Here is a 12,798-nt window from a genome sequence, read left to right on the forward strand (position 1 = left end):
GCCCCGGCCACCGAACAGCCCGCCGCCCCCGCCGTACCCCAGCCCCGGCCCGCGCCCGCCCCGGCCCCGGTCCAGCAGCCGGCCCCGGTCCAGCCCGGCTGGGCCCAGCAGCCCCCGGCGCCCGCCGCACCGGCTGCCCCGGCCGTGCCCGTCGCCCCCGCCCGGGGCGACGAGAACGTCCCGGTGGTCCCCTGGAAGCCGCCCGTCGAGGACCCGTTCCTCGCGGCCGCCCGGGCCCAGGCCGCCGCCCGCCCGGCCGGACTGGGGCGGCGGCTGGCCGCCCGGCTCGTCGACACCCTGGTGGTCGGTGCCGTGACCGCGGCCGCGGCCGTACCCCTGGCCTCGGCCGCCCGCGACCACCTCGACGCCAAGATCGAGGCGGCCAAGCTTTCCGGACGGACCGTCACCGTCTGGCTCCTGGACGGCACCACCGCCGGGTACCTCGCCGCGGTCCTCGCCGTACTCCTCCTCTTCGGCGTCGTCTACGAGGCGCTGCCCACCGCCAAGTGGGGCCGCACCCTCGGCAAGAAGCTGTTCGGGCTGCGCGTCCAGGACATCGAGGAGCACGACGCCCCGGCCTTCGGGGCGGCGCTCAGGCGCTGGCTGGTGTACAGCGTCTCCGGGCTGCTGGTGGTCGGCGTGGCCGGTGTCCTGTGGTGCCTCTTCGACCGGCCCTGGCGCCAGTGCTGGCACGACAAGGCGGCCCGCACCTTCGTCGCCCGATAGGCCCAATCCGGCGCGGCCGCCTCCCCCGGACGGCTCCCCGGCGGATGCGGCGGGACCCGGGGCACGGTCGACTCGGCCCATGACGACCGAACCGCCGCCCCCCGGGTCCGGCAACTCGCCGGACGACGACCCGTTCCGCAAGCCGCCCCCGTCCGGCGGCGGCAGCCCCTACGACCCGCCCCCGCAGGGCGGTGGCGGGGGCGACCCGTACGGCGGCAACCCGTACGACAACCCGCCGCCCCCCGGCGGCGGCGGACCCTACGGCCCGGCCGGGGGAGGCGGCCCGTACGGCGGTGACCCGCTGGCGGGCATGCCGCCGCTGGCGCCGAGCGGCAAGCGGGTGCTGGCCCGGGTCATCGACATGATCATCGTCGGTGTCGTGGTCTGGCTGCTGTCGATGCTCTTCAACGTCGGCACCTGGGACTCGGACGTCGACAACATCGACGCCGGCAAGTCCTTCGGCCAGTCCCTGATCGCCGCCATCCTCTACATCGCCTACGACACGATCCTCACCGCCCGCACCGGGCAGACGGTCGGCAAGCGCCTCCTGCACCTGCGCGTCGCCGACCTGAGCAACGGCGCGACGCCCAGCACCCAGACCTCCCTGATCCGCGCGGTGGTCCTCTGGCTGCCGTTCGCCTTCTGCTGCGCCTGCATCTGGACCATCATCTGCGGCGGCTGGAGCTTCTTCGACCGCCCCTACAAGCAGGGGCTCCACGACAAGGCGGCGAAGACGGTCGAGGTCACCACCGGCTGACCGGCACCCCGCACCCGGCAGGCCGCGCGGCGGCGGCCACACCAGGTCCCGGCCGGGCTCCCCCAGGGAGCCCGGCCGGGACCTTCGCGTTCCCGCCGGCTCAGCCCCGCAGCCCCCGCTCCCCGCCGGGCACGGCGACCCCGGCGTGGCGCCGGACGGCCTCGTGGCGCGTACCGGCCGGGGCGGCGGGGCGCGCCCGGGCCACCGCGCAGGCGGCGCCGAGCCCGAGGCCGAGCGCGGCGGCGGCGATCAGCGCCACCCCCGCCCCGCCGGTCGTCCCGGTGAGCAGCAGCAGGGCGAGCGTGGCGAGGACCACGGTGGCCGTACCGGTGGCGTACTGGGCGGGGGTGGGGCGAGCCATGGCGGACCGTCCTGTGCGTCTCGGGGGTGTCGTGCCACCCCGGCCCTCGGGACGGCGGGGAGGCGCGGAACGTTGGTGCGGCCGGCCGCGCGGGTGGGGCACCGGGCGGCCGGGCCGGGCCGTGGTCGGCCTCAAGGGAGGCGATGCCCCACGCCCAAGACCGGTAAGCCGCACGGTACTTCGGCGGTGAGGCACGCGGGGGCGCACGGGGTCACCGGGTGCGGAAGGCTGGCGCTCCGGTGGCGCACGGCCGTACAGTCGGCCGCCGTCCGGGCGCCCGTCCCGCCAACCGGCGCTCCGCATAACGTTATTGACCTGTTCAAGTCAAGACCTGTCTTTTCTTCCGCCACTCCGGTCGAATGTCGTCACTTGTGTTCCGTGCCGGGCGGAGACGCGGCAACAGGCCGCAGTCCCCGGCGCCCGGCCTCTCGGGAGGACAGCGCACACGTGAGCAGACATCGCAGAGCCTTCAGGGCCACCGCCCTGAGCGTGGCCATCGCCGCGATAGGCGCGACCACCGCGGCCGTCGGCACCGCACAGGCAGCCGACCGCCCGGCCGGAGACGACCAGGCCGTCGAGCGCCGCGACCCGGCGCCCGCCAAGGGCCACGTCGAGCACAACCTCGAAGGCCCGTTCAGCGAGAAGCAGGAGAAGCAGCGCGGCGAGGCCCTGCGCCAGCTCATATCCGGCGACAAGAAGGCCAGCCAGCGCGACGGCTCCCGGGTCCTGCGCCTCGACGACGGCAAGTACGTCGAGCTGGGCCGGGAGAAGACCGACCAGATCTTCACCATCCTCGTGGAGTTCGGCGACAAGGTCGACGACACCACGATGTACGACCCGGACGGCCCCGAGGGCCCCGAGGAGCCCGTCGTCAAGTACGGCGGCGAGCCCGGCCCGCTGCACAACCAGATCGCCGAGCCCGACCGGAAGAACGACAACTCCACCGACTGGAAGGCGGACTTCTCCCGCGACCACTTCCAGGACCTGTACTTCTCCACGGAGAAGAACAAGGAGTCCGTCAAGAAGTACTACGAGAAGCAGTCCTCGGGCCGCTACTCGGTCGACGGCGAGGTCACCGACTGGGTCAAGGTCGACTACAACGAGGCCCGTTACGGCTCCAACTACTGCGGCGACACCAACTGCGCCAACGTCTGGGACGTCGTCCGCGACGGCGTCAACCAGTGGGCCGCCGACCAGAAGGCCGCAGGCCGCTCCGACGCCGAGATCAAGGAGCAGCTGGCCAAGTACGACACCTGGGACCGCTACGACTTCGACGGCGACGGCGACTTCAACGAGCCCGACGGCTACATCGACCACTTCCAGATCGTCCACGCCGGCGAGGACGAGTCCGCGGGCGGCGGCGCCCAGGGCACCGACGCCATCTGGGCCCACCGCTGGTACGCGTACGGCACCGACGCCGGCAAGACCGGCCCGGCCGGCAACAAGGCGGGCGGCGCCCAGATCGGCGACACCGGCATCTGGGTCGGCGACTACACCGTCCAGCCCGAGAACGGCGGCCTCGGCGTCTTCGCCCACGAGTACGGCCACGACCTCGGCCTGCCCGACCACTACGACACCAGTGGCGCCGGCGAGAACTCCACCGCCTTCTGGTCGCTGATGTCCTCGGGCTCCTGGCTCGGTACCGGCAAGACCGAGATCGGCAACCTGCCCGGCGACATGACCGCCTGGGACAAGCTCCAGCTGGGCTGGCTCGACTACGCCACCGCCAAGGCGGGCACCAGGTCGACGCACAAGCTGGGCGTCGCCGAGTACAACACCAAGGACAAGCAGGCCCTCGTGGTCGAGCTGCCCGAGAAGGAAGTCACCACCACCATCACCGAGCCCGCCGAGGGCTCCAGCCAGTGGTGGTCCGACAGCGGCGACGACCTCAAGAACACCCTGACCCGCCCGGTCGACCTCACCGGCAAGTCCGCCGCCACCCTGGACCTCCAGGGCTGGTGGAACATCGAGGAGAACTACGACTTCCTCTACACCGAGGTCTCCACCGACGGCGGCGCGAACTGGACCGCGCTCGACGGCACCGTCGACGGCAAGCCGCTGCCCCGCGACGGCGGCGACACCCCCGCCCTGCACGGCGTCTCCGACGGCTACCGCGCCCTCTCCTTCCCGCTGGACGCCTACGCCGGCCAGCAGATCGAGCTGCGGTTCCGCTACCAGACCGACGGCGGCCTGGCCGAGCCCGGCTTCGCCGCCGACGCGATCTCCCTGACCGCCGACGGCGAGGAGCTCTTCGCCGACGGCGCCGAGGACGGCGACAACGGCTGGACCGCCAAGGGCTTCCAGCGCATCGGCGCCTCCTTCACCCAGGACTACCCGCAGTACTACATCGCCGAGAACCGCCAGTACGTCAGCTACGACACCACGCTGAAGACCGGCCCGTACAACTTCGGCTGGACCTCGACGCGCCCCGACTGGGTCGAGCACTTCCCCTACCAGAACGGCCTGCTGATCTGGCTGTGGGACACCTCCCAGAAGGACAACAACACCGGCGTCCACCCCGGTGAGGGCCGCGTGCTGCCCGTCGACGCCCACCCGAAGGCCGAGAAGTGGGCCGACGGAACGATCATGCGCAACCGGATCCAGGCGTACGACGCGCCCTTCAGCTGGTACCCGACGCAGGGCTTCACCCTCCACCAGGACGGCAAGCCCGCCAAGGTCAAGCCGAAGCTCGGCATCCCCGTCTTCGACGACGGGTTCCCCGGGCGCTACTACGACGCGGCGAACCCCACCGGGTCGGTCAAGGTCACTGACACCAACACCCGGATCACCATCACCAAGGAGCCGCTGAGCGGCAAGACGATCACGGTGAAGGTCGGGCCCTCGCTGAAGTAGCTCGCAAAACCGCAGGTCAGCGCCTTGTCGGCCGTCGCCCCCTAGCGGGCGGCGGCCGATCGCGCTTAGATGCACCCGTGACCGTCTTATTGACACGACTTCTCACGGGGGTGAGCTGAGGGATGGCCGCAGGTGGATTTGTCCGGATGCCGGGGGGTAGCGTCGTCGTCGCGCTGAGTCTTCCCGCGCCGACGCCCGGGGGTGGGCGGGGGGAGCAGCGGGTGCGGGTGCTCGTCCATGCCAAGAACAGGGCGCGGGCCCTGACCCGGTTGCGCAACCTCGGGCTGCGGGCCGTCTATCTCCGGGGGAACGGGGCGCCTCCGACCCCGGACGAGATCACGGCCGTCCTTCATCATCCGGACGGGCTCATATGGCGGGCGGCGGCTCCTGCGCCGGCCGGGGATCTTTCCGTGTCCCGGGCGCCCGAGCTCTGGCGCCCGATTCGGGCGCTGCTCGCCTGACTCTTGGCTGCGCCGCGGCTGGGGTGGGGGTTGTTGCTCGCGCCGGTCCGGGGTGGCCTCAGGCGCCGGCCGGGCTGTCTTTCTGTGGCTCGGCTCCGCCCCGACCTGTCCGCCCGTGACCCTGCGGGTCACCGATTGGCCTCAAGCGCCGGCCGGGCTGTAGGGGTTCGCGGTTCGTTCCCCGCGTGGGTCGGGCGGGGCCGGGCCGGGGTACCTCCTCACAAACTGCATGGTGGGATCTTTGTGGCCAGCTGAAGCAACGACGGTGGTCACTGTGGAGGAGCGAGTCATCGGTGACGGCCTTATCTCCCCTCCGGCGGTCGGCCGCGTACGAGACCGTGGGGTGGGGTCGTGTCGGGGTGCCCCCGCAGCAAACTGCACGCTAGGCCGCCTTGCTCCAATTGACCCCGCACCCTGCAGTCGGTCGGCGCTTGAGGCCACCGCACCCGGGGCCGGTGCGGGCAAGTGGCCAGGTCAGGCCCTGCTCAGGTCTGGGCGGGCTTCCCCGTGAGGACAGCCCCCGCCTCGCGGAGTTCGGTGACGGTGGTGGCGACGGAGTCGGGGGCGACCCCGGCGGCGAGGTCGAGGAGGACGCGGGTGCCGAACCCCGCGGCGAGGGCGTCCAGGGCGGTGGCGCGGACGCAGTAGTCGGTGGCGAGCCCGACCACATCGACATCGGTGACCCCTTGTCCGCGCAGCCAGTCGGCGAGGCCGACCCCGTTCTCGTCGACCCCCTCGAACCCGCTGTAGGCGGCCGAGTAGGCGCCCTTGTCGAAGACGGCCTCCACGGCCCCGGAGACCAGGGCGGGCGCGAAGGCGGGGTGGAAGCCGGCCCCCTCGGTCCCGGCCACGCAGTGCACCGGCCAGGAGTCCCGGAAGTCGGGGCGGGCGGAGAAGTGGTCGCCCGGTTCTATGTGGTGGTCGCGGGTGGCGACGACGTGGTCGTAGAGCTCCCGCCCGGGCCCGTCGAGGTGCTCGGTGATCGCGGCGGCCACCTCCGCCCCGCCGGTGACGGCGAGGCTGCCGCCCTCGCAGAAGTCGTTCTGGACGTCGACGACGATCAGTGCGCGGCGCATGGCGTGTCCTTCGGTGGCGGAGCGGATACGGACGGTGCGGGCGGGGCCGGCGGCTCTCACTGTCGAGCGTAGGCACCGGGGGCCCGGTTCGGCAGGGTCGGGCGGGCCTCAGCCCGGCTGCGGGGCCACGTACTCGGTCGGGATGACCGGTTCCCCCTTGGAGAGCTGGGTGGCGGAGAGCGGCAGTGCGGCCCGTGCGGCGGCGTGCCGCTCGCGCGCCACGTCCATCGGCTCCCGCCCGACCACCTCGCCGTCGCGCACCAGCTCGACCAGGAGCTGTGCGTCGGCCAGCTCCGGCGGCACCGGCCCGGTCCCGACGACCTCGGCCTCGGCGACGCCCTCGGCGTCGCGGCGCCGGGCCGCCCACTTCCGCCCGCCCAGCGAGGTCTTCCCGCCCAGCGACTTCTTGGCCACCGGCTCCAGCGGCGCCCCGGGCTCGGTGGAACGGGCCCGCGCCACCAGCTTGTAGACCATGGAGCAGGTGGGGTGCCCGCTGCCGGTCACGAGCTGGGTCCCGACCCCGTACGCGTCCACCGGCGCGGCGGCCAGTGAGGCGATGGCGTACTCGTCGAGGTCGGAGGTGACGACGATCCGGGTGTCGCGCGCCCCGAGGCGGTCGAGCTGGTCGCGGACCCGGTGGGCGACGAGCAGCAGGTCCCCGGAGTCGATCCGGACCGCGCCCAGCTCCGGTCCGGCCACCTCGACGGCGGTGCGGACGGCCTCCTGGACGTCGTAGGTGTCGACCAGCAGCGTCGTGCCCCGGCCGAGCGCGGCCACCTGGGCCTCGAAGGCGTCCCGCTCGTTGTCGTGCAGCAGGGTGAAGGCGTGGGCGCTGGTCCCGGTGGTCGGGATGTCGTAGCGGAACCCGGCGGCCAGGTCGGAGGTGGTGGTGAAGCCGCCGATGTACGCGGCGCGGGAGGCGGCGACGGCGGCCAGTTCGTGGGTGCGCCGCGCCCCCATCTCGATGAGGGGCCGCCCGGCGGCCGCCGAGGACATCCGGGAGGCGGCCGCCGCGATGGCCGAGTCGTGGTTGAGGATGGAGAGGATCACCGTCTCCAGCAGGACGCACTCGGCGAAGGTGCCCTCGACCCGCAGGACCGGGGAGCCGGGGAAGTACACCTCGCCCTCCGGGTAGCCGGAGATGGTGCCGCTGAAGCGGTAGCCGGCCAGGTAGTCGAGGGTCGCCTCGTCGACGACGTCGTGGGCGCGGAGGTGGTCGAGCTGGGCCGGCTCGAAGCGGAAGTGCTCGACGGCGTCCAGGACCCGGCCGACTCCGGCGAGCACGCCGTACCGGCGGCCCTCGGGGAGCTTGCGGGTGAAGACCTCGAAGACGCACGGGCGGTCGGCGGTCCCGGCGGCGAGGGCCGCCTGGAGCATCGTCAGCTCGTAGTGGTCGGTGAACAGGGCCGTGGACGGCACCTCGACCGGCAGCCGCAGCGCGTCCTCGCCGGTCCGGGCCGGGCGGCCATCGGGTGCCGTGTTCCTGGGTTCCGCAGTGCTCACGGGGACAACCTCGCATTTCCGGGTGCGGCCGACGACCGCCACAGCGGCGGGCACGGCTGGATGCTACCCCACTTAACGTCAGTATGACGATTTCTGGTCCGGGGTCCGTCCGCGCGGCGCGAAACCTTCCCGGGCCCGCCGTTTGTGCGCCCGCGCGCCCCGGATGGCAGCATGGGCAGGGTGAGTGTGTCGCCCGCAGAGACCGAGCAACCCGCAGCGGCGGAGGAGACCTTCGCCGTACCCGAACCCGACCTGCCCTGGGTCACCCTCGTCCACAACGACCCGGTGAACCTGATGAGCTACGTCGCCTACGTCTTCCAGGCGTACTTCGGGTACTCCAAGGAGAAGGCCAACAAGCTGATGCTCGACGTCCATCACAAGGGGCGCGCCGTCGTCTCCAGCGGCAGCCGCGAGGAGATGGAGCGCGACGTGCAGGCCATGCACGGCTACGGGCTCTGGGCCACCCTCCAGCAGGACCGCGCCTGATGGCCGGGTACTTCGAGCCCACCGAGAAGGGCGCCGCGGCCGCTCTCGACGCCGTCGAGATCTCCATCATCCGCTCGCTGGCGGTGCAGCTCCTGGAGCTGATCGGCCCCGGCGACGACCACCTCGGCGACGACCCGCTCGCCGAGCTGTTCGCCGAGGGCCCGAGCGAGGCGCCCACCGACCCGGTCCTGCGCCGCCTCTTCCCCGACGCGTACGCCGACCCGGCCACCGCCGCCACCGCGCAGGAGGCCGAGGAGCTGCGGGCCCGCTCGGCCGAGTTCCGCCGCTTCACCGAGAACGACCTGCGGGCCGCCAAGCGCGAGTCCGCCCTGCTGGTCGTCCGCACCCTCGACGCCGTCCCGGTCGACAGCGAGGGCGGCGGCACCGTCGAGCTGACCCCCGACCAGTCCCGCCAGTGGATCGGCGCCCTCAACGACCTGCGCCTGGCCATCGCGGCCCGGCTCGACCTGCGCGACGAGTCCGACACCGACGAGCTGTTCCAGCTCCCGGACTCCGACCCGCGCAAGCCGATGGTCATCGCCCAGCTGTGGCTGGCGGGGCTCCAGGAGAGCCTGATCGAGACGCTGACGGCGGGCGGCTGAACCGCCCCGGATGCCGGGCGCGGGGGAGTCGGTTGTAATCGGTTGAACCCCGCGCCCGGCGCCGCTGCAATGGCCTGAAGAGTTGCGCTCCAGGGGCGTGGCCGCGTTCCCAGGAGAAGGGCCCGCCCGTGCACATGTCGCCACCGCCGCCCCACACCACGCCCGAGAGCGGGCCGCCGCCCGTTCCGCTCGGCGCCCTCGTCCCCCTGACGCGCCCCGGCTGGACCGAGGCGGGCCGCCATCTGCTCGCCGGCCTCGAACTGGGGGTGGACGAGGTGAACGCGGCCGGCGGGATCGGCGGGCGCCCGCTGGAACTGCTGGTGCGGGACACCGCGGCGGATCCGGGGCGGGCCGAGGCGGCCGTCGAGGAGCTGGCGGGGCTCGGGGTGGCCGCCGTGGCGGGGGAGTACCACAGCGTCGTCGCGCGGGCCGCCGCCGTCCGGGCCGAGGCGCTCGGGGTGCCGTTCCTCTGCTCCTCGGCGGTGCTCGACGCGCTCACCGAGGAGCCGGCCACGTGGGTCGCGCGGCTCGCCCCGGCCCAGTCGCACGGCTGGCGGAGCTACGCCGGCTTCCTGCTCGCGGCGGGCCACCGCCGGATCGCCGTGGCCCGGCAGGCGAGCCTGTACTGGGAGACCGGGACCCGCATCCTCCGCGACCACCTCGGGCAGCGGGGTGGCTCCGTCACCGAGCTGGACGCCGACGCGCTCACCCCCCGGGAACTGTGCGACGCGCTGGCCGAGGACGGTGCCACGGCGCTGCTGCTGCTCGCCGGGACCCCGCAGCCGGCGGTCCCGCTGGTCCGTGCCGTCCGCGCCGACCGGCGGCTCGACGGGGTGCTGGTCGGGGCCCCGGCCGGGCAGCCGGAGTTCCCGAGGTGGCTCGCGGCGCTGGGCGCCGACGGCGCCGGGGTCCCCTTCCTGCGCTACCTGCCCGAGCGGCCCGGTCCGCCGGCCGTCCGCGTCGGCGAGGCGCTGCGGGCGCGGCTGGGCGAGGAGCCCTCCTTCGTCGCCTACGAGGGGTGGGACACCGTGGCCGTCCTCGCCGGGGCGCTGCGGACGTACGGCACCGGGCGGGCGGATGTCGCGCGGGCCTGGGAGGGCGGGGCGGTCGTGGGCACCCGGGGCGAGATCCGGTTCTCCCGGCTGCCGGGGATCGGGGTGCGGCAGTGGGTCTGGCCGCCGGTCCAGGTGGCCGACCGGGACCCGGCGGAGCCGGGGCGGTTCCGCGTACTGCACCAAGGCTGAGCCCGCAAGGCGGGGCCTGGCCGCCGGAGGTCCGGGAGGGGCTTCCGGCGGCTGTCGCGCGGGGCCCGCTGTTCGCTCAACGGACGCCCAAATCCGTATAACGATGGCGTCAAAGGCCCGGCCGCCTATGCCGTCCGGCAGGCGGAATGTCCCCTTCTGTTTGTGGACCGGGTCACAGACCGCCAAGTGGAATGAAAGCTTCCGCGTGGTAGACCTTCACGACCACCCACGCGGACGCCACCCCTGTTCTCGTGGGCGCGTCCCCGCCGGCGGACCCCGGTGGGCGGTACTCCACATCCACATCCGGGGGGATCGGGACCCGGGTCACGGCCGACGGAAGGCCACGGCCCGGCGGAGAAAGGCGCACCACCATGTCCTCGACTCAGGTCGACACCGTCAGCGACGGAGAGCCGGGCCCCGGGCGAGGCGGCCCGTCCACGCCGCACGGCGGCGAGGGTTACCAGCGGGGCCTCGGCGCCCGCCAGATCCAGATGATCGCCATCGGCGGGGCCATCGGCACCGGCCTCTTCCTCGGCGCGGGCAAGGCCATCTCGAAGGCCGGCCCCAGCCTCATCCTGGCCTACGCCATCGCGGGCCTCGTCATCTTCTTCATCATGCGCGCCCTGGGCGAGCTGCTGATGTACCGGCCGGTCTCCGGATCCTTCTCGGAGTACGCCCGTGAGTTCATCGGCCCGTTCGCCGGGTTCGTCACCGGCTGGACCTACTGGCTGTTCTGGGTGGTCACCGGCATCACCGAGGTGACCGCCGCCGCCCAGTACATGACGTACTGGTTCGACGTCCCGCAATGGGTGTCGGCCCTCCTCTTCACGATCATCCTCTACGGGGCCAACCTGATCTCCGTGAAGATCTTCGGCGAACTGGAGTTCTGGTTCTCCATGGTCAAGGTCACCGCCATCGTCGGCATGATCCTGATCTGCGTCGGCATCCTGACGCTGGGCTTCTCCGACGCCGGGGACACCGCCACCGTGGCCCACCTGTGGAACCAGGGCGGCTTCTTCCCGGAGGGCATCGGCGGCACGCTGATGACGCTCCAGATCGTCATGTTCGCCTTCCTCGCGGTCGAGCTGGTCGGCGTCACCGCCGGCGAGTCCAAGGACCCCGAGAAGACGCTGCCCAAGGCGATCAACACCGTGCCGTGGCGCATCGCCGTCTTCTACGTCGGCGCGCTCGTCATGATCCTCTCGGTGGTGCCCTGGACCGAGTTCCAGCCCGGCATCAGCCCGTTCGTCGCGGCCTTCGAGAAGATGGGGCTCGGCGTCGGCGCCGCCATTGTCAACTTCGTCGTGCTGACGGCGGCGCTCTCCTCCTGCAACTCCGGCATGTACTCCACCGGCCGGATGCTGCGCGACCTCGCCCTCAACGGGCAGGGCCCGAAGTTCTTCACCCGCCTCACCCGCAGCGGCACCCCGCTGGTCGGCACCACCTTCTCGGCGGCGCTGATGATGGTCGGCGTCTGGATCAACTACCAGTGGCCCGGTGAGGCCTTCAACTACGTGGTCTCCTTCGCCACCATCTCCGGCATGTGGGCCTGGGTCATGATCCTGGTCTGCCAGATCCGCTACCGGGCCAAGGCCGACCGCGGCGAGCTGCCGGTCTCCTCGTTCCGGGCCCCGGGGGCGCCGTTCACCAGCTGGTTCGCGCTGTGCTTCCTCGCGCTGGTCGTCGTGATGATGGGCATCGACCCGGACACCCGGATCTCGCTGTACTGCGCCCCGCTCTGGGCGGCGATCCTGCTCGTCTCCTACCGGGTGCTGCGCGCCCGCGACCCGCAGAACGCGGCCTTCGCCAAGCGCTGACGACAGGGTCCGGCCGCTGCCGGACACCCGCTGTCCACCATGCGGGCCCGCTCGTACCACCCCTCGGTACGGGCGGGCCCGTCTGCTTATCCTGGGCCCATGCTGACCCTCACCCAGGCCCTCCACGACCAAATCGTCGCCCACGCACGCGCCGACCACCCCGACGAGGCATGCGGCATCGTGGCCGGCCCGGCGGGCAGCGGCCGGCCCGAGCGGTTCATCCCGATGCTCAACGCCGCGAGGTCCCCCACCTTCTACGAGTTCGACTCGATGGACCTGCTCAAGCTCTACCGGGAGCTGGACGACCGGGACGAGGAGCCGGTGATCGTCTACCACTCGCACACCGCCACCGAGGCGTACCCCTCGCGCACCGACGTGACCTACGCCAACGAGCCCGGCGCCCACTACGTCCTCGTCTCGACCGCCGACACGGACGACGCCGGCCCCTTCCAGTTCCGCTCGTTCCGGATCGTGGACGGCGAGATCACGGAGGAAGACGTGCAGGTGGTGGCCGCGTACCCGGCCGCCGGCTGAGGCCGTTCGCGGGCCCGCGCGAGGCGCCGGGCGCCCTGCTCCTGGCGTCTGTCCGTCATGCGGCCGTAAACCGTCCGCCAGTCAAGACGGAGCTGCGGAACACCGTGCGGGAATCGATACGATGACCGCATGGTTCCCCATGACGTGAGCGACAGGACGCAGGGCACGGCGCCCACCGCACTGTGCTCCGCCTCCACCCTCCTCCTGGGAGCCTTCGGACGCGGAGCCAGTCAGCGCCTGCACGTCGACCTGTGCCGGATCACCAGCACCATCTGTCAGGGCTGATCCCGCCCCGACCGCCCGACCCGCGGCCCTCGCGCCCCGCCGGGCACCCCCGTGCAGCCGAGCCGCGCACGCACGCCGTACCCACTCCACGAC

At 72.7% G+C, this 12,798-nt stretch carries 13 protein-coding genes; 10 read left to right on the plus strand and 3 right to left on the minus strand.

Translation table 11 applies throughout. The features are described 5' to 3' along the window. Both IF45_RS0129275 and IF45_RS0129280 read left to right on the plus strand, forming a co-directional pair. The coding region (locus IF45_RS0129275; protein ID WP_030310542.1) for an RDD family protein at positions 1-726 on the plus strand (726 nt) is incomplete at its 5' end. A gap of 79 nt (positions 727-805) precedes the next feature. Further along, positions 806-1,483 (plus strand): RDD family protein, encoded by a 678-nt coding sequence (locus IF45_RS0129280; protein WP_008406540.1) that lies wholly within the window; start codon positions 806-808, stop codon positions 1,481-1,483. Between the two features lie 100 nt (positions 1,484-1,583). Here IF45_RS0129280 and IF45_RS0129285 read toward each other — a convergent pair whose 3' ends face one another. Then, positions 1,584-1,844 (minus strand): hypothetical protein, encoded by a 261-nt coding sequence (locus IF45_RS0129285; protein ID WP_030310544.1) that lies wholly within the window; start codon positions 1,842-1,844, stop codon positions 1,584-1,586. 447 nt (positions 1,845-2,291) lie between these two features. On the opposite strand from IF45_RS0129285, the gene IF45_RS0129290 reads away from it, so the two are divergent. Both IF45_RS0129290 and IF45_RS34155 read left to right on the plus strand, forming a co-directional pair. Further along, entirely contained in the window at positions 2,292-4,697 is a 2,406-nt protein-coding gene (locus IF45_RS0129290) for an immune inhibitor A domain-containing protein (protein ID WP_008406543.1), read from the plus strand. 122 nt (positions 4,698-4,819) lie between these two features. After that, on the plus strand, positions 4,820-5,158 hold the full coding sequence (locus tag IF45_RS34155; RefSeq protein WP_003950554.1) for a hypothetical protein: 339 nt from the start codon (positions 4,820-4,822) through the stop codon (positions 5,156-5,158). Between the two features lie 485 nt (positions 5,159-5,643). Here the strand turns inward: IF45_RS34155 and IF45_RS0129300 are convergent, their stop codons facing one another. Both IF45_RS0129300 and IF45_RS0129305 read right to left on the minus strand, forming a co-directional pair. After that, positions 5,644-6,234: a nicotinamidase gene (locus IF45_RS0129300; protein ID WP_003950555.1), complete on the minus strand. Its 591-nt coding sequence runs from the start codon at positions 6,232-6,234 to the stop codon at positions 5,644-5,646. A gap of 108 nt (positions 6,235-6,342) precedes the next feature. Next, entirely contained in the window at positions 6,343-7,737 is a 1,395-nt protein-coding gene (locus IF45_RS0129305) for a nicotinate phosphoribosyltransferase (RefSeq protein WP_008406548.1), read from the minus strand. A gap of 171 nt (positions 7,738-7,908) precedes the next feature. On the opposite strand from IF45_RS0129305, the gene clpS reads away from it, so the two are divergent. The 6 genes from clpS to IF45_RS33495 all read left to right on the plus strand — a co-directional run bounded on the left by clpS (position 7,909) and on the right by IF45_RS33495 (position 12,705). Next, a complete protein-coding gene (clpS, locus tag IF45_RS0129310; protein ID WP_008406550.1) occupies positions 7,909-8,223 on the plus strand; it encodes an ATP-dependent Clp protease adapter ClpS in 315 nt (104 codons plus the stop codon). Then, on the plus strand, positions 8,223-8,825 hold the full coding sequence (locus tag IF45_RS0129315; protein WP_008406552.1) for a DUF2017 domain-containing protein: 603 nt from the start codon (positions 8,223-8,225) through the stop codon (positions 8,823-8,825). Before clpS ends, IF45_RS0129315 begins: the two co-directional genes overlap by 1 nt. Positions 8,826-8,959: 134 nt before the next feature. Then, entirely contained in the window at positions 8,960-10,069 is a 1,110-nt protein-coding gene (locus tag IF45_RS0129320) for an ABC transporter substrate-binding protein (protein ID WP_015507168.1), read from the plus strand. A 371-nt stretch (positions 10,070-10,440) separates the two neighbouring features. Then, on the plus strand, positions 10,441-11,886 hold the full coding sequence (locus IF45_RS0129325) for an amino acid permease (RefSeq protein ID WP_003950560.1): 1,446 nt from the start codon (positions 10,441-10,443) through the stop codon (positions 11,884-11,886). 99 nt (positions 11,887-11,985) lie between these two features. Continuing rightward, on the plus strand, positions 11,986-12,420 hold the full coding sequence (locus tag IF45_RS0129330) for a M67 family metallopeptidase (protein WP_003950561.1): 435 nt from the start codon (positions 11,986-11,988) through the stop codon (positions 12,418-12,420). Between the two features lie 129 nt (positions 12,421-12,549). After that, positions 12,550-12,705: a hypothetical protein gene (locus IF45_RS33495; protein WP_003950562.1), complete on the plus strand. Its 156-nt coding sequence runs from the start codon at positions 12,550-12,552 to the stop codon at positions 12,703-12,705. Positions 12,706-12,798 lie beyond the last annotated feature (93 nt).

Origin of the sequence: Streptomyces albidoflavus, from assembly GCF_000719955.1 — a bacterium.
GTDB lineage: Bacteria > Actinomycetota > Actinomycetes > Streptomycetales > Streptomycetaceae > Streptomyces > Streptomyces albidoflavus.

Bases quoted from the DNA above. Each gene is read 5' to 3' on its own strand.
- IF45_RS0129320 (WP_015507168.1), top strand. From the start codon at position 8,960: ATGTCGCCACCGCCGCCCCACACCACGCCCGAGAGCGGGCCGCCGCCC.
- IF45_RS0129325 (WP_003950560.1), top strand. From the start codon at position 10,441: ATGTCCTCGACTCAGGTCGACACCGTCAGCGACGGAGAGCCGGGCCCC.
- IF45_RS0129285 (WP_030310544.1), bottom strand. From the start codon at position 1,844: ATGGCTCGCCCCACCCCCGCCCAGTACGCCACCGGTACGGCCACCGTG.
- clpS (WP_008406550.1), top strand. From the start codon at position 7,909: ATGGGCAGGGTGAGTGTGTCGCCCGCAGAGACCGAGCAACCCGCAGCG.
- IF45_RS0129330 (WP_003950561.1), top strand. From the start codon at position 11,986: ATGCTGACCCTCACCCAGGCCCTCCACGACCAAATCGTCGCCCACGCA.
- IF45_RS33495 (WP_003950562.1), top strand. From the start codon at position 12,550: ATGGTTCCCCATGACGTGAGCGACAGGACGCAGGGCACGGCGCCCACC.
- IF45_RS0129315 (WP_008406552.1), top strand. From the start codon at position 8,223: ATGGCCGGGTACTTCGAGCCCACCGAGAAGGGCGCCGCGGCCGCTCTC.
- IF45_RS0129300 (WP_003950555.1), bottom strand. From the start codon at position 6,234: ATGCGCCGCGCACTGATCGTCGTCGACGTCCAGAACGACTTCTGCGAG.
- IF45_RS0129280 (WP_008406540.1), top strand. From the start codon at position 806: ATGACGACCGAACCGCCGCCCCCCGGGTCCGGCAACTCGCCGGACGAC.
- IF45_RS34155 (WP_003950554.1), top strand. From the start codon at position 4,820: ATGGCCGCAGGTGGATTTGTCCGGATGCCGGGGGGTAGCGTCGTCGTC.